The 26,146-nt window shown below is 70.9% G+C and carries 14 protein-coding genes; 9 read left to right on the forward strand and 5 right to left on the reverse strand.

Annotated elements, in window-relative coordinates:
* Positions 1 to 140 precede the first annotated feature (140 nt).
* Positions 141 to 2,447, forward strand: a complete 2,307-nt coding sequence (locus IPI43_24060) for a hypothetical protein (GenBank protein MBK7777164.1) — start codon at positions 141 to 143, stop codon at positions 2,445 to 2,447.
* Positions 2,448 to 2,461: 14 nt separating this feature from the next.
* Here IPI43_24060 and IPI43_24065 read toward each other — a convergent pair whose 3' ends face one another.
* Entirely contained in the window at positions 2,462 to 3,730 is a 1,269-nt protein-coding gene (locus tag IPI43_24065) for an SRPBCC family protein (protein ID MBK7777165.1), read from the reverse strand.
* A 104-nt stretch (positions 3,731 to 3,834) separates the two neighbouring features.
* Positions 3,835 to 5,052, reverse strand: coding sequence for a response regulator transcription factor (locus tag IPI43_24070; GenBank protein ID MBK7777166.1), 1,218 nt, complete (start codon positions 5,050 to 5,052; stop codon positions 3,835 to 3,837).
* 89 nt (positions 5,053 to 5,141) lie between these two features.
* On the opposite strand from IPI43_24070, the gene IPI43_24075 reads away from it, so the two are divergent.
* The 4 genes from IPI43_24075 to IPI43_24090 are packed head-to-tail and all read left to right on the forward strand — an operon-like array spanning position 5,142 to position 8,885.
* Complete coding sequence (locus tag IPI43_24075) at positions 5,142 to 6,455, forward strand: AgmX/PglI C-terminal domain-containing protein (protein MBK7777167.1); 1,314 nt, start codon at positions 5,142 to 5,144, stop codon at positions 6,453 to 6,455.
* A gap of 12 nt (positions 6,456 to 6,467) precedes the next feature.
* Entirely contained in the window at positions 6,468 to 7,538 is a 1,071-nt protein-coding gene (locus IPI43_24080; protein ID MBK7777168.1) for a response regulator, read from the forward strand.
* Complete coding sequence (locus IPI43_24085) at positions 7,468 to 8,349, forward strand: alpha/beta hydrolase (protein MBK7777169.1); 882 nt, start codon at positions 7,468 to 7,470, stop codon at positions 8,347 to 8,349. The genes IPI43_24080 and IPI43_24085 overlap by 71 nt, the downstream gene beginning before the upstream one ends.
* Positions 8,350 to 8,408: 59 nt before the next feature.
* Positions 8,409 to 8,885 carry a flavin reductase family protein gene (locus IPI43_24090; GenBank protein ID MBK7777170.1) on the forward strand — a complete coding sequence of 159 codons (477 nt, stop codon included), beginning with the start codon at positions 8,409 to 8,411 and terminating at the stop codon, positions 8,883 to 8,885.
* Positions 8,886 to 8,904: 19 nt separating this feature from the next.
* On the opposite strand, the gene IPI43_24095 is transcribed toward IPI43_24090, so the two are convergent.
* Entirely contained in the window at positions 8,905 to 9,177 is a 273-nt protein-coding gene (locus IPI43_24095; protein ID MBK7777171.1) for a hypothetical protein, read from the reverse strand.
* A 68-nt stretch (positions 9,178 to 9,245) separates the two neighbouring features.
* On the opposite strand from IPI43_24095, the gene IPI43_24100 reads away from it, so the two are divergent.
* Entirely contained in the window at positions 9,246 to 9,575 is a 330-nt protein-coding gene (locus IPI43_24100) for a hypothetical protein (protein ID MBK7777172.1), read from the forward strand.
* Positions 9,576 to 9,861: 286 nt separating this feature from the next.
* Here IPI43_24100 and IPI43_24105 read toward each other — a convergent pair whose 3' ends face one another.
* Positions 9,862 to 10,806, reverse strand: a complete 945-nt coding sequence (locus IPI43_24105) for a sterol desaturase family protein (GenBank protein ID MBK7777173.1) — start codon at positions 10,804 to 10,806, stop codon at positions 9,862 to 9,864.
* Positions 10,806 to 11,483 carry a TetR/AcrR family transcriptional regulator gene (locus IPI43_24110; GenBank protein ID MBK7777174.1) on the reverse strand — a complete coding sequence of 226 codons (678 nt, stop codon included), beginning with the start codon at positions 11,481 to 11,483 and terminating at the stop codon, positions 10,806 to 10,808. Before IPI43_24110 ends, IPI43_24105 begins: the two co-directional genes overlap by 1 nt.
* A gap of 244 nt (positions 11,484 to 11,727) precedes the next feature.
* Between IPI43_24110 and IPI43_24115 the strand changes: the two genes are divergently transcribed.
* From IPI43_24115 to IPI43_24125, 3 genes are read left to right on the forward strand one after another with little or no spacing between them, the layout of a single operon-like run.
* On the forward strand, positions 11,728 to 13,350 hold the full coding sequence (locus IPI43_24115) for a PfaD family polyunsaturated fatty acid/polyketide biosynthesis protein (GenBank protein MBK7777175.1): 1,623 nt from the start codon (positions 11,728 to 11,730) through the stop codon (positions 13,348 to 13,350).
* Between the two features lie 5 nt (positions 13,351 to 13,355).
* Complete coding sequence (locus IPI43_24120; GenBank protein MBK7777176.1) at positions 13,356 to 20,645, forward strand: SDR family NAD(P)-dependent oxidoreductase; 7,290 nt, start codon at positions 13,356 to 13,358, stop codon at positions 20,643 to 20,645.
* The gene (locus IPI43_24125) at positions 20,642 to 24,709 is read left to right on the forward strand and encodes a hypothetical protein (protein MBK7777177.1); all 4,068 of its coding nucleotides are present in this window, start codon (positions 20,642 to 20,644) and stop codon (positions 24,707 to 24,709) included. The genes IPI43_24120 and IPI43_24125 overlap by 4 nt, the downstream gene beginning before the upstream one ends.
* The last annotated feature ends 1,437 nt before the right edge of the window (positions 24,710 to 26,146 follow it).

Consider the following 26,146-nt stretch of genomic DNA (forward strand, 5'->3'; position numbering starts at 1 on the left):
TGCTGATGTGGGCGTGTCTGGGTCTCCCCAGCACCGCGATGGCCCTTCCGGGCTACGGCAACGTCGGGGACTTCGGTGCCCGGCCATATGTCTGCCAGACCTGTCACGTGGACGCCGGGGGTGGGTCTGACTGCGCGAGCATGGTGCCGTCGCGTGCGCCCTGCTTGAACCCCTACGGCACCAGCTACTACTCGTCGGGGTACGCCGCCACCACCGGCAGCAACCCCGACCTCGACTCGTGGACCAACACCTACGAGATCAACACCGCCCAGACGCTGCCGGGCTGGCCCGAGGGAGCCACCGAGGCCAGCTGCAACATGGAGACGTGCGCGTACTCCGTGGCAGCCACCACCTACAGCGCGTGGGGGAGCTACCAGAACTGCGCCGAGAACGTGCAGTGCCGCTCGTACCACACGTCATCCCAGCGCTACTACTTCGAGTTCCGCTGCCGCCCGGGCACGTCGGGGGTCGCCGGCACCAGCGCGCACAACTGGGGCTGCACGGACATCAACGAGTGTTCCGGGAACCCGTGTTCGCCGGGGGTCTGCAATCAGGACTCCCTCGCGAGCTGGGCCGCCCCGGGGTACTACTGCACCGGCTGCCCGTCGGGCTACTCGCTGAACGTGGGCTCGACGGCCTGCGTGCTGCAGAACGAGTGTCTGGCCAACCTGGACAACTGCCACGCCTCGGCGTCCTGCTTCGATCCTTCGAGCGCCCTGAGCAACTACACCTGCACCTGTCCGGCCGGCTACAGCGGCAACGGGCGCACGGGCCTCGGGAACACCGGCTGCACGGACATCAACGAGTGTGCCGCGAACCCCTGCGGCCCCAACGGCGTGAGCTGCTCGCAGACCCCCATCGGCTCGTGGAGCTCGCCTGGGTACTCGTGCACGTGCGCCACCAACTACGGCTTCAACGGCACCACGTGCGTGCTCACCAACGAGTGCACCACGCTGCCCACGCCGTGCACGGTGGGCCTCACCACTTGCCTCGACCCCACGCCGGCGCTGGCCAATGGGGACGCGCAGTGCACGTGCTTCGCGGGCTACACCGGCAACGGCCGCGTCGCGGGCACGAACTGCACCAACATCAACGAGTGCATGACCGGCGCCAACAACTGCTCGGCCAACGCCACCTGCATGGACACGCCGGGCTCGTTCACTTGCGCGTGCAGGCCCGGGACCACGGGCAACGGCGTCACCTGCACGGACACCAACGAGTGCGCCGCGCCGCAGCCCTGCGGAGTGGGCGGCAGCTGCGCCCAGATCCCGCTCGTCTCGTGGGCGGCGCCTGGCTACAACTGCACCTGCACGGCGGGCTACCAGAACAACGGCACCACCTGCGTGCTGCAGAACGAGTGCCTCGCCAACCTGGACGACTGCGTGGCGCGGTCCACGTGCAACGACCCGAGCGCGGCGGTGGGCGACTTCGAGTGCCCCTGCAACGCGGGCTACACGGGCAACGGGCGCGCCTCCGGCACCGGCTGCACCGACGTGGACGAGTGCGCCAACGACGAAGACAACTGCGCCGCGGAGGCCACCTGCACCAACACGGTCGCGTCCTACACGTGCGCCTGCAACCCCGGGTTCGACGGTGACGGCGAGACCTGCGTGGACATCGACGAGTGTTCGTCCGGCGCGAACGACTGCTCGCCCTTCGCGGACTGCGCCAACACCACGGGCAGCTTCGAGTGCACCTGCCGCACCGGCTTTCAAGGCACCGGCACCAACTGCATCGACGTGGACGAGTGCGTGGTGGACGACCCCTGCCTCGCGAACGAAGTCTGCATGAACCAGCTGGGCACGGAGCCCAAGTGCGAGTGCGTGCCGGGCTTCACGCGTGTGGAGAGCACCGGCCTCTGCACCCGCGCCTGCGGTGACGGCGTGCGTGGCCTCGGGGAGGGCTGCGACGACGCGAACACCGAGGTGGGTGACGGCTGCGACGCGACCTGCCTCGTGGAGCCGGGCTGGGCGTGCTTCGAGCCGCCCGGCAACCCCAGCCAGTGTACCAACCGCTGCGGTGACGGCGTCATCGACTACCCGGCCGAGGAGTGCGACCAGGGTGAGACCAACAGCGACACCGTGCCCGACGCTTGCCGGACGGTCTGTCGCCCAGCGACGTGCGGCGACGGGGTGCTCGACACGGGCGAGGCCTGCGACGACGGCGAAGGGAACTCGGCCACCGCCGAGAACGCCTGTCGCCCCACCTGCGAGCGCGCGTTCTGCGGGGACGGCATCGTGGACGACGGCGAGGTGTGCGACCCGGGTGTGGGTCTCGCCATCGAAGCCGAGCGCTGCGCCCAGCGCTGCTACGCCGACGCGGGCCTCGGTGGTCGCGGCGGTTGCTCGGTCACCGTGGGTCAGCGCGGAAGCGCCCCGGTCTGGGCTGCGCTCTTCTTGCTCGGACTCGCTGGCCTCACGCGGGCAGGGCGCGGCCGGCGGCGCTGAGGTGACTCGAACGGCTACTGCGCCATCCGCTGCGAGCGGGTGCGCAGGGAGCGGATGATCATGACCTGCACGGCGGCCACCAGCCCATGGCTGAAGTAGGGGTTGCCGTCGATCACGCGCCGAATCAGGCGGGTGGTCTCGCCCGGGTCGAAGGCGGACCAGCCGATGATGGCTGCCTCGCGCCACGGAAAGGCGTGCGTGTCGAAGCGGAAGCGCGCGCTCTCGAGGCTACCGCTCAGGCCGTCCACTTCGACGGCTCCGCCCGGCTCGGTCTCGCGCAGCACCATCTCGCCGCCCACGCTCACGAGGGGCACGGGGATCACCCAGCTGAAGCGTGTGCCACGCTCCGTGACGTCGATGGTGGCAGAGCGGCTGCCCTCCATCAGCGACTCCCCGAATTCTTCGGGCGACAGCATGATGCGGCGCATGCGCTCTACCGAAGTGCCGCTCCGCGCGAGCGAAGAGACGCCGTGCAGCGTGTTGCCCTCGAGGTGCAGGAACACCAGGTCGCCACGGCCCAGCAGGGCCGCATAGCGGTTGATGTCGTCGAACGTCGGGCGCGCGAGCGGACGCGGCGTGGGCGCGGGCGCGGTGTAGCCGTGGCGCCGCTGGGCCTCGTCCATGGTGGCCAGCAGCATGGTCATGGAGAGCGCGATGTTGATGGTGCGGTTGACGCTGTTGCCCCCCGACGCCATCTGCTGGCTGAGGTAGTTGGCGTCACGCATGTCGATGCGGGTGGCGAAGACCAGCACGCACGAGTCCGGCGTCTCCGGGTAGATGCGGAACAGGAAGCGCCCCACGCCCAGGTCCCCGTTGGTGCTGGTCACCTCGATCAGGTGCCCACGCGTGGGGTGCCCCGGGTAGACCGTCATCACGTTGTCGCCGCGCAGCGTGAAGATGGCCACGGTCCAGTGCCAGCTGTACGCCACCTGCAAGCCCTGCCGCGTGCGCACCTCCACTTCGTCGAGGGCGGGCATGAACGCGCCGTAGTTCTCGGGGTGGCTGACCACGTCGGCGACCAGGGCTGCGGGGGCGTGGATGCGCGCCATCAGGGTGATGGCGGGCAGCTCGGTCTGCTCGTTGCTGAACTCGGTGAGCATCACCGGGCCGTCGTCCAGGTGCGGCATCAGCACCTCGCGCTCGGCCGGCAGCAGCGCACGCAGGCGCGCCACGTCCGCGCCGATGGGGCTGGCCGGTGCCTGGGCCCGAGCCCCAGCATGGACTGTGTTCAGCGCCAGCAGCGCCAACACGCCGAGCGCGCGCGCCCACCCCGGATGGGGCACGGTGCGTAGGGGGGCGAGGGCAGAGCACGGACGCGGCGGCACCCGGCTCAGACGTTGCTCCGTCCGCGTTGCTTCAATGCGCATGCGCTCCGTGTAGCAGCCCGTCAGCGGGTCCGCAGCGCTTCGAGGTCGGCGTGAAGCGTTGGTCCCTCCTCCGACCGCTGGATACGTACTGCCAGGAGGCAGCCAGGGTGCCCCGGCAAGTCCATCAGGTGGTGGGCGCTGGCGGTGCTGCGAAGCGTCAGCCACTCGAGCGCGTCGCCCTCCGGCGAGCTCCCCCAGGCGCGCAGCAGGGTGCCCAGCACGTCGCGGTCCAGCGTGGTGCCGTCTCGGGACAGCGTCTGCCCCGTGGGCGCGTGCAGCACGGCCGCGCCCGTCACGCCCGACAGCGCGAGCGCGCCGTGCACCAGGTCGCTCAGGCTCGTGAGCCAGTTCGGCGTGGACCACATGCCGGTGATCCCATCGAGCGACACGTCGAAGTCGGTGTCCGTGACCGGTGGCCGGCTGCTCGCCGCGTGATGCTCGAGCCCCAGCTCGGCCAGCGAGTAGGTGAACTCCTTGGGGTAGCGCTGCGCACTGGGGACGAAGACCGCCTCGGCTCGCTTCATGGCTTCGAGGTTGTCGAGCCGAGCCCGCAGCCAGCGCGCGAGCTGCTGCCTCAGCGCCGCCTCCTCGGCGAGGCCCCACTCCACCAACACGGTGCAGAAGTTACGGCCACTCGACCGGCAGTCATCGAGCACCGCCCGCAGATCCTCGGCGGGTACGCTGGGCCCCACCAGCTCCGGCAGCGACACCGGGTTGGACGAGAGCTGCACCCACGCGAGGCGACCCTCCACGATGTGGGCGCGCCCGAACACCCCCCCGGAGCGCAGCGTCAGCTCGCCCGTCTCTCCGCTGTCGAGCACCTCCTCGAGGGCCTCGATGACGCGGCGTGGCGCCAGCTGCTCTAGCGTGCGCAGGCCGGTCTTGAGGCGGCCCACCAGCTCCATGTGGTCTACCGGCCGGCTCACCGTGTCGTCCGCGCCGGCGTCGAGAGCGTCCAGCGTGTCGTCGCGGGCGCCCTGCCGGGTGACCGCGATGATGTAGAGCGGGCGACCCGAGGCGCGCAGCCGGCCGGCCAGGTCGGCCTCGGCCAGGACGTCCGCGTCCACCACCACCAGGCGCGCTTGCGGGAGCGCCTCGAAGAGCTCGAGCGCCGCGTCCGCCGAGTCGGTCTCCTCCACCAGGTAGCCGGCGCGCCGCAAGGCCTTGCCCACGAACGCTCGCGTGGTGCGCTCGGGGTCGACCAGGATCAGCGCGGCGTCCGTCGGGGTGCTGCTCACCCCTTCACTCTATCCGATGCACCGCAGCAAGACCCCGATGGTTGCGCGGGATTGGTCGTTTCGGGCGCGGACGTGGCATCCTCGCGGTGATGTACTGTCAAGCTTGCGGCGCCAAGAACACCGACGACGCGCGGTTCTGCAACATGTGTGGGTCCAGCATCGCGGCGGCTGGCACTCCCGGGGGACCCATCGCAGCCGCCACCCAGCTGGGCGTGGGGCTGCCGTCCAACGCGGACCCGAAGGCCCAGAACGTGCCACTCGGGCTCGCGGCCACCGTGCAGGGTCCGTTGATGACGGCGCCAGGGGCCAGCCCCGCAGCAGGTGCCGCCGCCAGCACCGCGAGTCCAGCGGCCCGCCCTCCTGCAGGGTCTGCGGCCGCTGCGCCCAAGTACGACTTCGCGCCCCACACGGCCGAGCTCCAGGGGCCCACGGGCTACCTGCCGTCCGCCATGAACAACACCATGAGCGTGTCGCTCGAGGCCATCGGCGTGCGCTCCAGCCGCCGCACGTGGGGGGCCATCGCGCTCGCCTCGGTCGCGCTCATGGCGCTCGGCGCCCTCATGATGCACTTCGCCGATCGCAGCGACCCGGCCGCCCAGCCTACCGGCGGCGCCTCCCCGGACGACCCCTTCATCATCGGGACACCCGTGCCCGAAGGCGAAGAGCTGCCCGGCGTGGACTTTGTGTCGGGCACCAACGAGGAGCCCGGTGGTACCGGCGGTGGCACCGGGGGAACGGGCACCGGGGGCACGGGCGGCACAGGGGCCGTGGCTGCGACAACCGGCACCAGCGGAACGGGCGCGACCGGGAGCACGGGGTCCGCTAGTAGCATGAGCCCTACCGGCACCACCGGCAGCACGGGGGCGACGGGCAGCACCGGCTCTACGGGCAGCACGGGGTCCAGCAGCATGACCGCAACGGGGTCCACCACCGGCACGGGTTCCACGGGCGGCACGGGTAGCACGGGCTCGACGGGCAGCACGGGTTCCACGGGTTCCACCGGCAGCACGGGAGGGACGGATGGCACCGGTGCCCCAGACGGCAACGAGGAGCCCGAGCCCGCCGAGGACCCCCCGCCCGGCGGCGACGCCGAGCCCGGCGAGCGCGACATCGAGATGGATATGTACGCGGGCCGCGTGCGCTTCCTGATCCGCCGCTACTACGCCGCGCGCGCGCAGACCTGCTTCGACCGCGCCACGCGCGTGAACCCCTCGCTGTCCGGGTCGGTCACCATCGGCATGACCATCGGGCCCGACGGCGCGGTCTCGGCCGCCCGGGTGGCGCGCAACACCACCAGTGACGACAGCCTCGGAACGTGCTTGCAGAACGAGGTCCGGCAGTGGCGTCTGTCTCCGCCCCCGGGCGGCGAGAGCGTCATGATGAACCTGCCGTTCTCACGCTGAGAGAGGACCCGCATGGCCCACGGCGACGAGCTGCTGATCGTGGACGGCACCCCCGCCCACCGCGACGGCATGAAGCGCCTCTTCGAGGGCGAAGGCTACGTGTGCACCGCGGTCGAGACCATCTCGGACGCGCGCGACCACGTGGTGCGCAAGTTCTTCCCCGCGGCGCTGGTGGACGTGGACGTCGAGCGCGCCGGCGCGGGCCTCGACCTGGTGCGCCTCATCCGCGAGCGCAGCCCGAAGACCGCCATCGTGGTGGTCACCGTGCGGCGCACGTTCGAGCTCGCCATCGACGCCTTCCGCGAGGGCGCCATGGACGTGGTGCTCAAGAAGCCCGAGCAGGTGGACTACCTGAAGCAGCGCGTGGCCGTGGCCATGGGCCGCCACCGCATCCAGCAGGGCGACACGGGCATCCTCACCGAGGTCAGCTCCGTGCTGGACGAGTCCTTCCGCATCCTGCTGAAGATGGCGCGGCACGTCTATCACGACGTCTCCGTGGGGGCGATGGCCAACTACCGGCCGCGCGTGCTGTTCGTGGACAGCGACCAGGGCTTCATCCAAGAGCTGGCTGGGCTGATCCAGGGGAAGGGCTGGGAGGTGGGCGCCGAGATGAACGGCGGCGCGGCCCTCGACAAGGCCAGCAGCGAGAACTTCGACCTGGTGGTGGTGCGCGAGAACCTCATGGACCTGCGCGGCACCATGGTCATTCGTGCCGTGCAGACGCGGCGCGCCGAGACGCTGGGCCTGCTGTACAGCGACCCGGGCCCCGAGGGGCGCATGGAGCGCTACGCCGAAGGGCGCAGCATCGACGTCATCCGCCCGTTCGAGGGCGCCGCGCACTTGATCGCCAAGGTGGACGAGCTGGTGGCCGAGCTGGGTGGCATGCAGCTGGACCGTCGCGTAATTCAAGCCTTCCGCGGTGACCACGACGAGTACTTCCGCCATTACGCGGAGCTGAAGCTCAAGATCGACCGCATGCTGGACTGGGAGAGTACCTCGCGGTACCCCCACACTGAAGCGCTTCCCTCTCTCGACGGGCATCACGCTCGCCGGCGACTACTACGAACCCCAGCTCGCCGCTGACGCAGCCCCCAGCGCCCCGGCGCCGCTGGTGCTGTTCCTGCACGGTGGCGGTCAGACCCGGCACGCGTGGGGAGGCGCCGCCGCTCGCCTTGCCGAGGCCGGCTTCCCCACGCTGACCGTGGACCACCGCGGTCACGGCGACAGCTCGTGGGCCGAAGACGGGGACTACCTCTTCCCGCGCTTCGCCGATGACCTCGACGCGCTGCTGCCGCTGCTCGGCGAGAAGCCCATCATCGTGGGGGCGTCACTGGGTGGCCTGAGCGCCATGGCGGTGGAGGCTCGTCACCCGGCGGCGGTCTCGTCTGGCATCGTGCTGGTGGACGTCACGCCGCGCCTCGAGCGCGAGGGCGTGATGCGCATCATCGAATTCATGCAGGAACGCAAGGACGGCTTCGCATCGCTCGACGAGGTGTCCGCGTTCGTCGCGTCGTTCCTGCCGCATCGTCCCAAGCCGCAGCGCAGCAGCGGGCTCGAGAAGAACCTCCGCCGCGGCGAGGACGGCCGCTATCGCTGGCACTGGGATCCGCAGGTGCTCAACGCCTGGACCCCCGGGCGCTACTCCGACAGCGAGGCGCAGAGCCTGATCGAGGACCGCCTCGAGGCCGCCAAGCGCTTGGACGTCCCCGTGCTGTTGGTGCGCGGCCGCATGAGCGACGTGGTCAGTGAGGACAGCGTCCGGGAGTTCCTGGGCTGCTGCCCGCACGCCGAGTACGTGGACCTCGAGGGGGCCGCCCACATGGTGGCCGGGGACAAGAACGACGCGTTCGGGGAGGTGGTGCTCGACTTCGTTCAGCGTCTGCGCCATAAGTAGAACATGTTCTACTGCTCCACGGCGTCGCCCGCTGGGGCCTCTCACGCGGAGCGAGCGACATGGCGGTGGATCCGGAACTCTTCAAGCAAGGCCTGCGCCGCTGGGCGAGCGGCGTCACGGTGGTCACCACCAAGAGCGGCGACAAGCCCCACGGCATGACGGTCTCCGCCTTCTCGAGCGTCTCGGCCGACCCCCCGCTGGTGCTCGTGTGCGCCAACCGCAACTCGCGCACCCACGCCGTCATCCGCGAGGGTGGGCGCTTCACGGTGAACGTGCTGGCCTCGGACCAGCAGGACGTGAGCGCGGTGTTCTCATCGTCCAAGCTGGAGGACTCGCGCTTCGACCACGTGGCTTGGCGCCCGGGCCTCGGTGGCGTGCCGCTCATCGACGGCGCGCTGGTGAACCTCGAGTGCCGCGTGGAGCACAGCCACGACCACGGCAGCCACACCATCTACATCGGCTACGTGGAGGTCGCGCATGTCGCGGATAAGCGGCCGCTGCTTTACTACGACGGGGCCTACCGCGACGTCGGTTGAGGGGCCGCAAGCGCGCGGGTCACCGGGCCGAAAAGGAGGCCGCGCCCGTCGATTCGGGAGTTCGTATCGGCTCGCGAACCAGCCGGGCGAGTCTGGTCATCTCGGGGGTGCATCCGCTCACGCGGAGGTCGCAGCGCGCCACGTCGAAGGTGACGCCGGTCTCTCGCACGTGCGTCTCGAAGAAGAACCCGCCCACTCGTGCGATGTCCTGGCTGTACGAGAGAAGACCGCGCGCGATCACCGCGCCGTCCGCGTCCACCACGAGCGTCTCGTGATACGCAATGTCACTCACGTCACCGTCCGTGGTGGACTCCTCGCGAACCCAATCGACGACCGTCTCGAGGCTCTGGATCCGCGTCGATGTTCTGGCGCTGGAGCCGCACCGCCGAGAAAGCGAGCGCCGAGCGGTTCCGCAGGGACGCGCTCCAGATGATCCGCGCCGAGGCACAGCTCGACCCACCCTGCGATCCGGGAGCACAGCGCACGGCCGTGACGAACCGATCGGTGCCGCGCTCTGCGTTGCAGATCTCGTTCACTTCCGCGCGCTCGCTGGGGCTGACGGGTCCCATGCTGACAAAGCACGCCTCGCGCCGCGAGATCCGATACACCAACAAGATGACACGTCCGTCGCTGTCCGCGGGCGCCGCCACGGCGGCGATGACGGATGGAACCGCGAGCTCGACGTCATGAAGCAAACGGACGACCTCCCGGCTGGCGCCCCGGTCGATGCTGGCGAGCGCCGAGAGACGCGCAGCTTCGCTCGACTCACTGGCAGCTACGTGCGTGCTCGTGCTGAGCACGATAAGCGCCGTAGCGCACGCTACAACCATCGATGCTCGGGGTCGTGGTGTCATGAAGGTCCTCGCTGCGGCGCACGGCGAGCACGCCTGTCAGTCGTCTTGCGCGGACCGTTGTACGCCGGCGCGACTTTCCCCGCCACATGGTGCAGATCGCGCCGCTGCATCCGTCGGCGCGCTCATGTACCTATGGCCAGCGCCGGCGCAACGGCACCAGGCACGCCCTGGTTCGACGCGACTCGCGCCGCCTGCGCCTCGTTCCGCATCACCTTCGCGGTGCGTCCGTTCCCGTCTTCCTGCCAGCCGGGCGGCATGAAGAACGCGCCCAGCTTGCCGCGCAGCGTCTTGGCGCGCGCCGCGTCGCGGAAGATGGCGGCCCACTCGTGGAACGCGATGCGCACGGGGTTGTAGGTCTCGATGTTGGTGGTCAGGCCGTAGTCCACCTTTTCGTCGGGCAGCTCGGCCTGGAACGTGCCGAAGAGCTTGTCCCAGATGATGAGGATGCCGGCGTGGTTGCGGTCCAGGTACAGCGCGTTGCGGCCGTGGTGCACACGATGGTGAGACGGCGAGTTGAAGACCAGCTCGAACCAGCCCATCGAGCCGATGAGCTCCGTGTGGATCCAGTACTGGTAGACCAGGCTGATGGTCTGCGCGAGCACGATCATCTCCACGCTGAAGCCCAGCAGCGGCAGCGGGATCCAGAACAGCGGCCCGGTGAGCGGCGTGGTCCAGCTCTGGCGCAGCGCGGTGGACAGGTTGTAGTGCGTGGACGAGTGGTGGTTGACGTGGGCCGCCCACAGCGCGCGCACCTCGTGGTGGCTGCGATGGAACCAGTAGTAACAGAAGTCCTCGGCCACGATGAGCAGCACCACGCCCCACCACGTGAAGGGGATGTCGAAGACGCGGAACTGGTAGAGGAAGAGGTAGAGCGCGACCGCCACCAGCTTCGCGCCCAGGTTCACGCCCAGCATGCCGAGACCCATGGCGAGCGAAGCCGCGCTGTCCTTGCCCGTGTAGCCAATCAGCCCGCTGGCCGCGTCTTCACGCTGCCGGTGCACCAACAGGCGCCACTCCACCAGCATGGAGACGATGAAGAACGGGATGACGTAGTAGATGGGCTCCATCACACGCTTCCTTTCGCGGGGACTCGGTTGCTTGCTTCACTCTTCGCGCGGGCGGCGGCGTTGGCGGCCACGGCGCCCCGCATCAGCTCTTGGCGGGCGATGCGCTCGATCAGCGCGAGCTCACGCTCGCCGTTCTCGTGGGTGGGGATGACGCTCGCGGCGAGCGCGGCGCCCTGCATCATGTTCATGATGCTGAGGATCATCGGGTCGAAGTCGGGGTTGTGATCCGCGGCCGCCGGGAAGAGCGCGCGCGCCTCGGCCAGCAGGTTCTGCCGGTGCGCCGCGAGCACGGGGGTGACCAGCGCCGCCAGCTCCGCATCGGTGCGCGCCGCGAGGTACAGCTCGAAGGCGCCCTGCAGCTTGGGCGAGCAGAAGATCTCCCAGAGGATGCCCACCGCCGCGCCCAAGCGGTCGGGCCGCGCGTCACGCACCAGCTTCTGGCGGAACTCCTCCACCAGCTCGGTGAACAACTGCTGCAGGGCCTCACCCAGCAGCGCGTGCTTGCTGGGGAAGTGCTTGAACAGCGCCCCCTGGCTGACCTGCGCCCGCTTGGCGATGGAGGTGGTGGACGCGCCCGCGTAGCCATCGGCCACCAGCGCGTCCACGGCGGACGCCAGCAGACGCGCCCGGGTGGCGATGCTGCGGGCTTGGCTCGGGACGTTGCTCGGCGAACTCATGAGCCCACTGTAGTCGCGCGGAAAGAAAGTGACAAGTCACTTTCTTTGTCGGTGATGATTTAGTCGCCGAGATGGCCTGTGAGGGGTCTGGCGGTGTGCGCGCAGGTAGGGTAGGCGCGCCGAATTCCACAGTGATTTACGCGGCTGATACGCGAAATGACCGAACGGTGACAAAAGCAATTGGCCTCTCGGGCTAAGTCGAGATGCGTGGTGTGGTGCGATGTGCGCCGCGCTCCGGAGCTCCATGACCGTCGCCGATTTGATCCCCCTCGGGGCCGTACGGACGTCTACCCCCCCAGCGTTCGAGGCCTCCGCGCTCGTCGCGGCTGCGCACGCATTCCGTCGTCCTGCCTTCATCGTCCGTGACCCGCAGAGCGGCACCGTGGGCGTCGCCCTCGAGGGTGACGCGCTCTCCACCCGCGAGCTGAACGGCCACCCCACGTTCCCGCTGCTGGGCTCGCTGCCCGCGCTGTACCCCGAGTGGCTGGGCGACCGCGGGTTCAACGAGGTGCACGGCACGCGCTTCGCGTACATCGCCGGCGCCATGGCCAACGGCATCGCCACCACGGACTTGGTCATCGCCATGGCCGAGAACGGGATGATCGGGTTCTTCGGCTCGGCCGGGCTCGTGCGCCCGCGCGTGGAAGCGGCGCTCGACACGCTGACCGCGCGCCTCGGCGACCGGCTGCCGTGGGGCATGAACTTGATCCACTCGCCCAACGAGCCGGACCTCGAGGAGTCCATCGCGGACCTGTACATCCGGCGCGGCGTGCGGCGCGTCTCCGCGTCGGCCTACATGGGCCTCACCGAGCCCATCGTGCGCTACGCGTGCACGGGTCTGCGCCGTGGGCCCGAGGGTCGCATCGAGCGGCAGAACTACGTGTTCGCCAAGATCAGCCGGCCCGAGACGGCGCGGCGCTTCTTGATGCCGGCCCCCAAGGCCATCCTGGACGCGCTGGTCAGCAAGGGGCAGCTCACGCGCGAAGAGGCCGAGCTGGCCGCGCTCGTGCCGGTGGCCGAAGACGTCACCATGGAGGCCGACTCGGGTGGCCACACGGACAACCAGACGCTCACGGCGGTGTTCCCGGTGATCATGCGCCTGCGCGACGACCTCACGCGCGAGTACGGCTACACGCGGCCCATTCGCGTGGGTGCGGCGGGCGGCCTCGGCACTCCGTCGGCCATCGCGGCGGCGTTCTCGCTGGGCGCGGCCTATGTGCTCACCGGCTCGGTGAACCAGGGCACGCTGCAGGGCGGCCTCTGTGAGCACGGCAAGCAGCTCTTGGCGCAGGCGGCCATGGGCGATGTCATCATGGCGCCGTCGGCCGACATGTTCGAGCTGGGGGTCAAGGTGCAGGTGCTCAAGCGCGGCACGCTGTTCGGGCCACGCGCGCTCAAGCTCTACGAGATCTACACCCGTTACGAGAGCCTCGAAGCGCTGCCCGACGACGTGCGCGCGCCGCTCGAGAAGCAGATCCTGGGGCAGCCCTGGCAGACCGTGTGGCAGGGCACGCGCGACTTCTTCCTCACGCGCAACCCCGCCGAGGTGGCGCGCGCCGAGCGTGAGCCCAAGCACAAGATGGCGCTGGTGTTCCGCTGGTACCTGGGCCTGTCCTCCAAGTGGGCCATCAGCGGCGACGAGACGCGCCGCATGGACTACCAGATCTGGTGTGGCCCCGCGCAGGGCGCCTTCAACGACTGGGTGCGCGGCAGCTTCTTGGAAGCGCCCAGCGCGCGTGACGCCGTCCAGATCGCCTTCAACTTGCTGGAGGGCGCCGCGGTCATCACGCGCGCTCAGCAGCTCCGCTCCTACGGCGTGCCCATGCCCGCGGCCGCCTTCGACTTCTCCCCCCGACCTCTCGCGTGAACCCCATGACCAAGACCAACGACTGCCCCATCGCGATCGTCGGCATCAGCTCCCTGATGCCGGGCTCCATCCACGCCGACGGCTTCTGGCGTGACATCCTCGGGGGCAAGGACCTGATCACGGACGTGCCCGCGTCGCACTGGCTCATCGAGGACTACTACGATCCCGATCCCAGCGTGCCGGACAAGACCTACGCGAAGCGTGGCGCCTTCCTGCCGGACGTGGACTTCGACCCCATGGCGTGGGGCGTGCCGCCGAACATCGTGCCGGCCACCGACACCAACCAGCTGCTGGCGCTCATCGTGGCGAAGCAGGTGCTGGAAGACGCCGCGCGCGGGCAGTTCCAGGACATGGACCGCGAGAAGATGAGCATCATGCTCGGCGTCACCTCGGCGCAAGAGCTGCTGGGCTCCATGGTCAGCCGCCTGCAGCGCCCCATCTGGGTGAAGGCGCTGCGTGACGCGGGCCTGCCCGAGAGCGAAGTGCAGAACGTCTGCGCGCGCATCTCGGCGGAGTACACGCCGTGGCAAGAGAGCACCTTCCCGGGCGTGCTGGGCAACGTGGTGGCGGGCCGCATCGCCAACCGCTTGGACCTGCACGGCACCAACTGCGTCACGGACGCGGCCTGCGCCAGCACGTTCTCGGCCTTGTCCATGGCGGTGAACGAGCTTCGTCTCGGTGACAGCGACCTCGCCATCGCGGGCGGCGCCGACACCATGAACGACATCTTCATGTACATGTGCTTCAGCAAGACGCCCGCGCTGAGCCCGTCGGGAGACTGCCGTCCGTTCTCGGACCAGGCCGACGGCACCATGCTGGGCGAGGGCATCGCCATGGTGGCGCTCAAGCGCCTGAGCGACGCGGAGCGCGATGGCGACCGCGTGTACGCCGTGATCACCGGCATCGGCACGTCCAGCGACGGCCGCAGCAAGAGCGTCTACGCGCCGGTCCCCGAGGGCCAGGCTCGCGCGCTGCGCCGCGCGTATGACCTCGCGGGCTATGGCCCCGACACCGTGGAGCTGGTGGAGGCTCACGGCACGGGCACCAAGGCGGGCGACGCGGCCGAGTTCGGCGGCCTCGACACCGTGTGGAACGAGGCGGGTCGCGAAGACCGCCAGTGGTGCGCGCTCGGCTCCGTGAAGTCGCAGATCGGCCACACCAAGGCGGCGGCCGGCGCGGCGGGTCTCATCAAGGCGGTCATGGCGCTGCACCACAAGGTGCTGCCGCCCACCACCAAGGTGGATGCGCCCAACCCCAAGCTGAAGCTCGAGCAGAGCGCGTTCTACCTGCCCACCAAGGCGCGCCCGTGGGTGCGCGGCAGCGATCACCCGCGCCGCGCGTCGGTCAGCTCGTTCGGCTTCGGCGGCAGCAACTTCCACATCGCCCTCGAGGAGTACACGGGCGCGAGCGCGCGGCAGGACCGCACGCGGGCCTATGTCAGCGAGCTGGTGGTGGTGACCGGTGGCAGCGCGGCCGACGTGGCGGCCAAGTGCCGTGCGCTCGCGGGTGAGGTGGAGGCCTGCACCGACGCGGGCATGCTCATGTTCCTGGCGCAGGCGTCTCAGCTGGCGTTCGACGCCGCCGCTTCGCAGCACGGCGCGCGCGTGGCCGTGGTGGCCAAGAGCGAGGCCGAGCTGGTGCAGAAGCTGCGGCAGGCGGCCGAGCTGGCCGACAAGGGCGTGGCGAGTGACCGCCCGGGGGGAGTGTCCTTCGGCCTGGGTGTCCACGACGGCGGTGTTGCGCTGCTCTTCCCGGGGCAGGGCAGCCAGTACATCGAGATGGGTCGCGAGGTCGCGGTCTCGTTCGAAGAGGTGCGCTCCGCGTGGGACACGGCGGCCAGCCTCGCGCTCGCCAGCGACAAGCTGCACGACGTGGTCTTCCCGCGCTCGCAGTTCACCACCGACGAGCAGAAGCGCGCGGCGGACAAGCTGACCGCCACCGAGTGGGCGCAGCCCGCCATCGGCACGCACAGCCTCGGGCTCTTGCGCTTGCTGCGCGCGCTCGGTGTCACGCCGGCCGCCGTGGGCGGCCACAGCTTCGGTGAGGTCATGGCGCTCGCCGCCGCAGGGGCCATCAGCGAGAGCGACGCCATCCGCATTGCACGTCGCCGTGGCGAGCTGATGCGCGACGCGGCGCAGACGCCCGGCTCCATGCTGGCCGTCACGGCCACGGTGGAGGTGCTGCGCCCCAAGCTCGAAGCCTACGGCGAGGACGTGGTCATCGCGAACCACAACGCGCCGGAGCAGGTGGTGCTCTCGGGCCCCACGGCCGCCATCGACGCGGTGGAAGCCAAGCTCAAGGCCGACGGCCTGCGCGCCACGCGCCTCTCGGTGGCCACGGCGTTCCACAGCAAGGTGGTCTCCGCGTCCACGGTGCCGTTCAAGGAGTTCCTGGCGGACATCGCGTTCACGGCGCCGAGCGTGCCCGTGTACGCCAACTCGGAGGCCGCGCCCTATCCGGCGGACCCGGCCGCCGCGCGCGCCATCCTGGGCCAGCAGATCGCGGAGCCCGTGCGCTTCGTGGAGCAGGTGCGCGCCATGCACGCCGCTGGCTGCCGCACCTTCGTGGAGGTGGGGCCGGGCTCGGTGCTCACGGGTTTGGTGGGCCGCATCCTGGGTGACGTGCCGCACAGCGCCATCGCCCTCGACCGCAAGGGCAAGGACGGCGAAGAGGCGCTCGTGCAGTCGCTCGCCAAGCTGGTGGCGGCGGGCGTGCCCATGACGCTCGCGCCGCTGTCCGCGGGGCTGCGTGTGGCCGAGGATCCGCGCTTGCGCGTGAAGCCCAAGATGGCCCTCAAGCTGAACGGCTCCAACTACGACAAGCCATACCCGCCGAAGGGCGGCGCGGCGGCGCTGCCGAAGCCCAACCCCGAGCGCGTGGTGGCGCCGGTGGTGGCTGCGGCTCCTGCGAAGGTGGCCGCTCCGAGCGCGCCTGCCGTGGCTCGTGCCTCGGCGCCGGTGGTGACTCACACCGAGCCCACCGTGGCTCGCGTGGCGCCCGCGCCCGTGGCGCAGCCCGTGCCCGTGGCGCAGCCGGTGCATTCCGCGCCCGTCGCCGCTCCCGTGATGGCGCACAGCCCCGTGGGGGCCAGCTCCGACTGGCTCGCTGCCTATGCAGCCATCCAGCAGCAGACCGCCGAGGCGCACTCGGCGTTCCAGTCGGCCATGGCGCAGTCGCACTCGGCGTTCCTGCAGTCCGCGCAGACCTCGGTGTTCGGCATGACCACGCTCGCGGGCGTGGGTGTGGTGGCTCCCACGGCGGTCGCAACGCCGGCGTTCGCGCCGCTCGCAACGCCGGTCTTCGCGGCTCCCGTTCCTGCCGTGCATGTGGTACCCGCGGCGGCTGGCCCCGTCGCTCCGGCCCCCACCGTGGCGGCGCCAGCGCCGGCTCCCGCTGTGGCGGCCCCAGCGCCCGTGCGCGCTGCAGCGCCTGCGCCCGTGCAAGCGGCGCCCGTCGTGGCCGCGAAGAGCGTCGCCGCGCCCGCTGCGGCCGCGCCCACGCCCGGTCGTGACCTGCGCAAGCTCATGCTGCAGGTGGTGTCGGACAAGACCGGCTACCCCGAGGAGATGCTGGGGCTCGAGATGGACCTCGAGGCCGACCTGGGCGTGGACTCCATCAAGCGCGTCGAGATCCTGAGCACCATGCGCGAGCGCGAGCCCGGTCTGCCGGACGTGGACGCGGGCGAGATGGCCAAGTTGCGCACCCTGGGCGAGATCGTGGCCTACATGGGCGCGAGCGGGCCGGTCGGCGCGAGCGTGGCTCCTGCGGCCGCAGCTCCCGTGGCGGCGACCAAGTCGGCTGCGCCGGGGCGTGATCTCCACAAGCTCATGCTGCAGGTGGTGTCCGAGAAGACGGGCTACCCCGAGGAGATGCTGGGCCTCGAGATGGACCTCGAGGCCGACCTGGGCGTGGACTCCATCAAGCGGGTGGAGATCCTGAGCACCATGCGCGAGCGCGAGCCGGGGCTTCCGGACGTGGACGCGGGCGAGATGGCCAAGCTGCGCACGCTGGGCGAGATCGTGGCCTACATGGGCGCGAGCGGTCCGGTCGCCACGAGCGCTGCGGCGGCTCCTGTGGCTGTTGCTGTGGCGGCCCCGAAGGCAGCCGGTCGCGACCTGCATCAGCTGATGCTGCAGGTGGTGTCGGAGAAGACGGGCTACCCCACGGAGATGCTGGGGCTCGAGATGGACCTCGAGGCCGACCTGGGCGTGGACTCCATCAAGCGGGTGGAGATCCTGAGCACCATGCGCGAGCGCGAGCCGGGGCTTCCGGACGTGGACGCGGGCGAGATGGCCAAGCTGCGCACGCTCGGTGAGATCGTGACGTACATGGGCGGCAGCGCGAGCGCGGCCCCTGCGGCCGTGGCGGCTCCGGTGTCAGCGGCGGCTCCGAAGGCGGCCGGGCGCGACCTGCACCAGCTGATGCTGCAGGTGGTGTCGGAGAAGACGGGCTACCCCACGGAGATGCTGGGCCTCGAGATGGACCTCGAGGCCGACCTGGGCGTGGACTCCATCAAGCGTGTCGAGATCCTGAGCACCATGCGCGAGCGCGAGCCGGGGCTTCCGGACGTGGACGCGGGCGAGATGGCCAAGCTGCGCACGCTCGGTGAGATCGTGACGTACATGGGCGGCAGCGCGAGCGCGACCCCTGCGGCCGTGGCGGCCCCGGTGGCAGCGGCGGCTCCGAAGGCGGCCGGGCGCGACCTTCACCAGCTGATGCTGCAGGTGGTGTCGGAGAAGACGGGCTACCCCACGGAGATGCTGGGCCTCGAGATGGACCTCGAAGCGGACCTGGGCGTGGACTCCATCAAGCGGGTGGAGATCCTGAGCACCATGCGCGAGCGCGAGCCGGGTCTTCCGGACGTGGACGCGGGCGAGATGGCCAAGCTGCGCACGCTCGGTGAGATCGTGACGTACATGGGCGGCAGCGCGAGCGCTGCGTCCAGTGCCCCAGCGGTCAGCCAGTCGGTCGCGGCGCCCGTCGCCGTCAGCGTCCCCTCGGCGGCCCTCGGTCGCTTTCCCCTGCGCCTAGTCAGCGCCCCCGCGCTCGGCTTCTCGCTGCCCGGCCTCTACCGCGTGAAGCGGCTGGCCATCACCTCGGAGGGCACCGGCGTCGCCGAGGCCCTCGCGGCGCAGCTCGCTTCCCAGGGCGTGCGGGCCGAGGTCGTCCATGCAGTCTCCGAGCTCGCCGCCGATGTCGACGGCGTCATCTTCCTCGGCGGCCTCTCTGCCATGGCCGACGTGGACGCCGCGCTCGCCGTGCAGCGCGAGGCGTTCTTGGCTGCCAAGCGCCTGGCCGCGGGTGCCAGCCAGCGTCCCTCGGTGTTCGTCACCGTGCAGGACACCGGGGGTGACTTCGGCCTCGGCGGCTCGCCGCGCGCGTGGCTCGGTGGTCTGCCGGGCCTCGTGAAGACCGCCGCGCTCGAGTGGTCGGACGTGGGCGCGCGCGCCATCGACTTGGACCTCGGTGAGCTCCCGGCGGCCGACGTCGGCGCGCTCATCGCCCAAGAGCTCCTGGCCGGCGGCCTAGAGATCGAGGTGGCTCTCACCCCCACGGCCAGCGACAAGCGCCACACGCTCGAGAGCTACCGTGAGGACCTCGACCCGAACGCCGATGCCACGCCGCGCCTCGGGCCCACCGACGTGGTGCTGGCCTCCGGCGGCGCCCGCGGCGTCACGGCGCGCACGCTGGTCGCGCTGGCCCAGAAGACCTGCGCGCGCTTCGTGCTGCTGGGTCGCAGCCCGCTCACCGAAGAGCCCGCCTCTGTGCGTGGGCTCACTGCCGATGCAGACCTCAAGCGCGCGCTCCTGGGCGACGCCAAGGCGCGCGGCGAGGCCATCACCCCCGCAGGTCTCGGCCAGCAGGTGGCTGCCATCCGCGGCGCCCGTGAGGTGCACCAGACGCTCGCCGACATCGAGGCCGCTGGCGGCCTGGTGCGCTACGTGCCGGTGGACGTGCTCGACGAGGCCGGCATCGCCAGCGCGCTCGAGAGCGTGCGCGCCGAGTGGGGCCCCATCACGGCGGTCGTCCACGGCGCGGGTCTGCTCGCCGACAAGCGCATCGATGACAAGACCGTGGAGCAGTTCGAGCGCGTCTTCCGCACCAAGGTGGACGGCCTGCGCGTGCTGCTCTCGGCCACGCGCCGCGACCCGCTCAAGGCGCTGGTCATGTTCTCGTCGGTGGCCGGTCGCTGCGGCAACCAGGGCCAGTGCGACTACGCCATGGCCAACGAGACGCTCAACAAGGTGGCCGCGCTCGAGAAGCTGCGGCGCGGCGGCGACCTCAGCGTCAAGTCGCTCAACTGGGGCCCGTGGGAGGGCGGCATGGTCACGCCCGAGCTGAAGGCGCACTTCGACGCCATGGGCGTGCCGCTCATCCCGCTCGAGGTCGGCGCGCGCATGCTGGTGGACGAGCTGCGCGTCAGCACCAGCACGGCCCCCGTGGAGATCGTGCTGGGCGGTCAGCCTCGCCCCGAGTCGCTGCTGGACGTGGGCGGCGCCGAGCGTGACAAGGTCTTCAACCTGCGCGTGCATCGCGTCACGCACCCCTACCTCGACCACCACCGCGTGAAGGGTGTGGCCGTGGTGCCCGTGGTGCTCGTGCTCGAGTGGTTCGCGCGTGCGGCGCGTGCGGCGTGCCCGGAGCTGCTCTTCGTGGGCTGCCGCGACGTGAAGGTGCTCAAGGGCATCACCCTGCCGGAGTTCGACGGCGCCGGTGACCGCTTCGAGGTGCACGCCCGCAAGATGAGCAACGGCGTGGGCGCGCTCTACGCGCTCGAGCTGCGCTCGGTCAGCGGCACGCGCCACTACATGGCCACCGCGGTGCTCGAGCCGCAGCGCCCCACGCCCCGTCCGCTCAAGGCGCCTCCGCAGGGCCTCGGCCCCATCCGCCCCAGCGTCTACGCCGAGGACGGCAGCGGCGTGCTCTTCCACGGAGAAGACTTTCGCGTGGTGCGCGACGTGCAGCTGGGCACCGACGGCCTGTCCGCCTTGCTGGTGGGCACACACGAGAAGGCCTGGCTCCCCGACACGTGGCAGACCGACCCGGCGCTGCTCGACGGGGGCCTGCAGCTCGCGCTGCTGTGGACCGAGCACGCGCTCGGCCGCGCCTCGCTGCCCACGGGCCTCGGCGCGCTGCACGTCTACAAGCCCGGCGCCCCCGCCGGTGAGCTGCGCGCCACGCTGCACGCCCGCGAGGCCACCAGCGCGAAGGCGGTGACCGACGTGTCGTTCGTCGATGCGGGTGGCGAGCTCGTGGCGTCGCTCGAGGGCGTCGAGACCCACGTCCTCCCGTGACCTCGCGCGCGACCGAGACCACCATGCGCTTCTCTCCCATCGCCATCGTCGGGCACGCGTGTGTGCTGCCCGGCGCGCTCGACCCCACAGAGCTGATCACGGCCGTCCTCGAGGCTCGTGACCTGCTCGGCCGGGTGCCGGCGGGCCGCTGGGAGCTGGCCCCCGAGCGGGCGCTGGTGGTCCCCGGCGGGTCCAGCGCGGACCGCGCGTACTCTGACCGTGGCGGCTACGTCACCGGCTTCGAGGGGCGCTTCGACGCGTCTGGTTTCGCGCTTTCACCCGCCGATCTAGCCGGCCTCGACCCACTGTTCCTGTGGGTGCTGCACACCGCGCGCGAGGCCCTGCGTGGGGCCAACGTGGCGGGCGACTCCCAGGCCCGCACCGGGGCCATCTTCGGCAACCTCTCGTTCCCGAGCGACTCGCTGTCCCGGTACGCCGAGCAGCAGCACTTCCCCGAGCTGACCGCGGCCGTGGGGCGCGCGCCGGTGGACCCGCGCAACCGGTTCATGAGCGGCCTGCCCGCGCAGGTGCTCGCGCAGGCCCTCACGCTCGGTGGTGATTGCTTCGCGCTCGACGCTGCCTGCGCTTCATCGCTCTACGCCATCAAGCTGGCCTGCGACGCGCTCCACGATGGGCGCGCGGACCGCATGCTGGCCGGCGCCGTCAACCGCGCCGACGACCTGTTCATTCACGTGGGCTTCACCGCCCTCGGTGCGCAGAGCCCCACAGGCCGCAGCCGCCCGTTCCACGCGGAGGCCGACGGCCTGGTGCCCGGCGAGGGCGCGGGCTTCGTGGTGCTCGAGCGCTTGGAAGACGCGCTCGCCAACGGACGGAACATCCTCGGCGTCATCCGCGGCGCAGGGCTCTCCAACGACGGGCGCGGACGCGGCATGCTCGCGCCCAGCGCCGAGGGTCAGGTGCGCGCCATGCGCACTGCCTACGAAGGTGCCGGCATCGACCCGCGCAGCGTGCAGTACGTGGAGTGCCACGCGACGGGCACCAAGGTGGGTGATGCCACCGAGATCGCCAGCATGTCCGAGGTCTTCGCGGGTGCCACGCAGGTGCGTCTCGGCTCGCTCAAGGCCAACACCGGGCACCTCATCACCGTCGCGGGCGTGGCGGGGGTCATCAAGGTGGTGGAGGCCATGCGCCGCGGCGAGCTGCCGCCCACGCCGCACGTGGACAAGCCCCACCCGGCGCTGGCCGGCACGCCGTTTCGCGTGCTGCCGCGTCGTGAGCCCTGGCACGCCGAGGGGCCGCGTCTCGCCGGTGTCAGTGCGTTCGGCTTCGGTGGCAACAACGCGCACGTGATCGTGGAGGAGTACCGCCCAGCGCACGCGCAGGCCCTCATGGCACAGGCGCGCGCGGCAGCTCTCGTGCCCACGGAGCGTGAGCCGCTGGCGCTCGTCGCACTCGGGGCGCGCGTGGGAGACGGCCACAGCGTCGCGGACCTCGTGGCCGACGTGGACGCGGGCAGCCCGCGCACGCCGCGCGCTGCCCACGTGGACATCGGCCTCAAGGGACTGCGCACGCCGCCGCGCGACCTCGAGGCCACGCTCGCGCAACAAACGCTGTTGCTGGCCGCCGCGCGCGAGGCATGGACCCACGTCGAGGCGCACGCCTCGGACGCCACGCGCGTGGGCGTGTTGATCGGCTGCCAGTGCGACGCCGAGGTCGCGCGCTACGGGGCGCGCTGGCGTCTGGCCGAGTGGGGCGCGCAGCTGGGCTGGTCGGCCGAGCGCGTGCGTGCCGCGCAGGACTCCGTCACGCCCGTGCTCGAAGCGGCCGGCGTGCTCGGCACCATGCCCAACATCCCCGCCAACCGCCTCAGCGGGCAGCTCGACGCGCGCGGGCCCGGCTTCGCCATCAGCGCGGAGGAGCTCTCGGGCGTGCGCGCGCTCGAGGTGGGCGCCCGCATGCTGCGCGCCGGCGAGCTGGACATGGCGCTGGTGGGGGCCGTGGACCTCAGCTGCGAGCCCGTGCACGAGGCTGCCCTAGCTAGCGTCACGGGAGCCGTGCGGTCCGCCGGCGATGCAGCGGTGGTGTGCGTCCTCATGCGAGCGTCCAGCGCTCGCGCGGCCGGTCTGCCCTGCATTGCGCTGCTGGACACGTTCCCTTTGGACGATGCTGAACTCGCCGACGCCAACGCGGGCGCCGCGTCCCTCTTCGGGCACGCCCATGCGGCCGTCGGCCTGCTGGACGTCGTCGTCGCTGCCCTGCGCGCGCGCACCTCGCAGCGGCCCGTCCGGCTGCGCCTCGACGGCCTCCTCGGGGCCACGAGCGTCGTGCGCGTCCTGCCTGGGGATGCGTCCACGGCCCTCGCCAGCGCGCTCGCCGCGCCGCCCTCGGCGGGCCCCAGCCTCTCGCTCCCCGCGCACCTCCCGAGCATCCCCCGGCTGCTCCCTGACACCGCCGCGCCTACGCGCGCGAAGGATCACTCCATGCAGACCATGCCCCCCGCGCCCTCCTTGCCGAGCGTCGGTGCCAAGCCCAGCGCGTCCGCCGTGCCAGCCCTCACGCCTGCCCCCACGGTCCCAGCTGCACCCGTCCGTGCGACCGCGCCCGTGGCGGCCAGCGTCGCCGTGAACGTTCCCTCCGTGGTGCCCACCCCCGTCGCGTCCGTGCCAGCGTACGGCGCACCCAACGCTGCCCTCGCGCCCCACGACTTCGCCCTCTTCGCCGCGCATCCGCAGCACGTCGCGGCGGTGCACCAGCAGTTCGTCGCGCAGCAAGCGGCGCTCCATCAGCAGTTCCTCGCCCTCCGCCAGCACGCGCTGGTCGGCCTGGTGCAGGCGCGAAGCTCGGCCCCGGCCATCAACGCCCCGCTGTCGTTCGCCGCGCCCGCGTTGCACCACGCTCCGGCCACGCAGCCCGCCCCCCACGCGTCCAGCGCCGCGCCGGTTGCCACTCCGCCACGGCCAGCGGCTCTTGCGTCGGCAGCTCCCGCGCCCGCTCCAGCAGCTTCGCCTGCGCCCGTCGCCTCGTCGCCTGCGGCCGCTTCCGTGGCAGCTCGCCCCGCGGCGCCGCAGCCCGCGCCCGCCGCCAGCGCCACGCCGGCACGTCCAGCGTCCGCGGCCGCAGCCACGGTCGCGCCCAGCCAGACCTCGCTGCTGCGCAAGCCCACCGGCCCCAGCTTCGACCGCGCGGCGCTCGAGGTCCACGCCGGCGGCACCATCTCGCAGATCTTCGGGCCGCTCTTCGCACAGCAAGACGTGCACTCGGTGCAGGTCCGCATGCCCGAGCCTCCGCTGCTCCTGGCCGACCGCGTCACGGGCATCGCCGCCGAGGCCGGCAGCATGAAGAAGGGCACCGTCTGGACCGAGACCGACGTCCGCGAAGACTCGTGGTGGCTCAACCAGGGCTACATGCCCGCGGGCATCATGATCGAGTCGGGTCAGGCGGACCTCTTCCTGATCAGCTACCTCGGTGTGGACTTCCTCAACCGCGGCGAGCGCGCTTACCGCTTGCTCGGCTGCGAGCTGACCTATCATGGCTCGCTTCCCAAGCCCGGCGAGACGCTGGTCTACGAGATCGACGTCGACGGCCACGCCAACCAGGGCGACGTGCGCCTGTTCTTCTTCCACTACGACTGCGTGCTGCGCGACGGCAGGGCCACGAGCGCCCCGCACTCAGCGTGCGTCAGGGCCAGGCTGGCTTCTTCACCACCAAGGAGCTCGCCGACTCGGCCGGCATCCTGTGGAAGCCCGAGGACCAGAAGGTCGTCCCACGCGACCAAGCCCGCGTGGATGCGCCGGCCATCCCGAGCGCGCGCACCGCGTTCAGCGGCGACCAGATCCGCGCCTTCAGCGAGGGCAACGCCTACGCCTGCTTCGGGCCGGGCTACGAGCGCCTGCTCACGCACAACCGCACGCCCAAGATCCAGGCGGCCCCCATGCTCTTCTTGGACGAGGTCACCTCGTTCGACCCCCAGGGCGGCCCCTGGAAGCGGGGCTACCTGCGCGCCACGCAGGCCATCTCGGCCGACAACTGGTTCTTCACCGGGCACTTCAAGAACGACCCGTGCATGCCGGGCACCCTCATGTTCGAGGGCTGCGTCCAGATGATGGCGTTCTACCTCGCGGCCCTCGGCTACACGGCCGACCGCGACGGCTGGCGCTTCGAGCCCGTGCCGGAGGAAGCCTTCAAGCTGCTCTGCCGCGGCCAGGTGCTGCCCAGCTCCAAGAACCTGGTCTACGAGATCTTCGTCGAAGAGGTGCACGACGGACCGGTGCCCACGCTCTACGCCGACCTGCTCTGCACCATCGACGGACTCGGCGCCTTCCACGCGCGCCGCATGGGCCTGCGCTTGGTGCCGGACTGGCCCATCACCAGCATGCCCGAGCTGCTGCGCGACTACGTGGAGACGAAGCCCGTGGCCAGCGCCAACGGCTTCCAGTTCGACTACGCCTCGCTGCTGGCCTGCGCCTGGGGCAAGCCCTCCGACGCCTTCGGTGAGATGTACCGCGTGTTCGACGGCACCCGCCGCGTCGCGCGCCTGCCTGGGCCTCCCTACCACTTCATGACCCGCGTCACGCGCGTGGACGGCCAGATCGGTGCCGTGAAGGCCGGCGCCATCATCGAGATCGAGTACGACTTCCCCGATGACGAGTGGTACTTCCGCGAGAACGGCGCGGCCACCATGCCCTTCTGCGTGTTCCTCGAGGCGGCGCTGCAGCCCTGCGGCTGGCTCGCCAGCTTCGTGGGCAGCGCGCTCACCACGGAAGAAGACCTGCTCTTCCGCAACCTCGACGGCAAGGCCACCATCAAGGCCGAGGTGCTGCCGCGCTCGGGCACCTTCCGCACCGTGGTGAAGATCACCAACGTCTCGCAGTCGGCAGGCATGATCATCGAGTCCTTCTCGGTGCGCTGCTACATCGGCGACGTCGAGTGCTACGAGCTCGACACCGTCTTCGGCTTCTTCCCGAAGGCCGCGTTCGTGAACCAGGTGGGCCTGCCCATCACGCCGGACCATCGCGCGCTGATCGACGCCCCCGCCAACGTGCTGGTGGACTTCACGCAGGACCGCTCGCGCTGTGGCGCCGGCACGCTGCGCCTCGCGAACCCGATGCTGCTCATGCTGGACCGCGTGACGCACTACGACCCGAAGGGCGGAAAGGCGGGGCTCGGCACGCTGCGCGCCGAGAAGGACGTCGACCCCGACGAGTGGTTCTTCAAGGCCCACTTCTTCCAGGACCCGGTGCAGCCGGGCTCGCTCGGCATCGAGGCCATGTGCCAGCTGCTGCAGTTCCACATGCTCGAGCAGGGCATGGGCGCGGGCATCCCGGATGCGCGCTTCGAGCCCATCGCCATCGGCCGCCAGCACAGCTGGAAGTACCGTGGCCAGGTGGTCCCCACCAACCGTGTCATCAGCAGCACCATGGAGATCACCGAGGTCGGCACCGACCCGGACGGCGCGCGCTACGCACTCGCGAACGCGTCGCTGTGGGTGGACGGGAAGCGCATCTACGAGGCGCCCGGTATCGGCATGCGCATCGTCGTGA

The organism is Sandaracinaceae bacterium, from assembly GCA_016706685.1.
Lineage (GTDB): Bacteria > Myxococcota_A > Polyangia > Polyangiales > Houyiibacteriaceae > JADJJE01.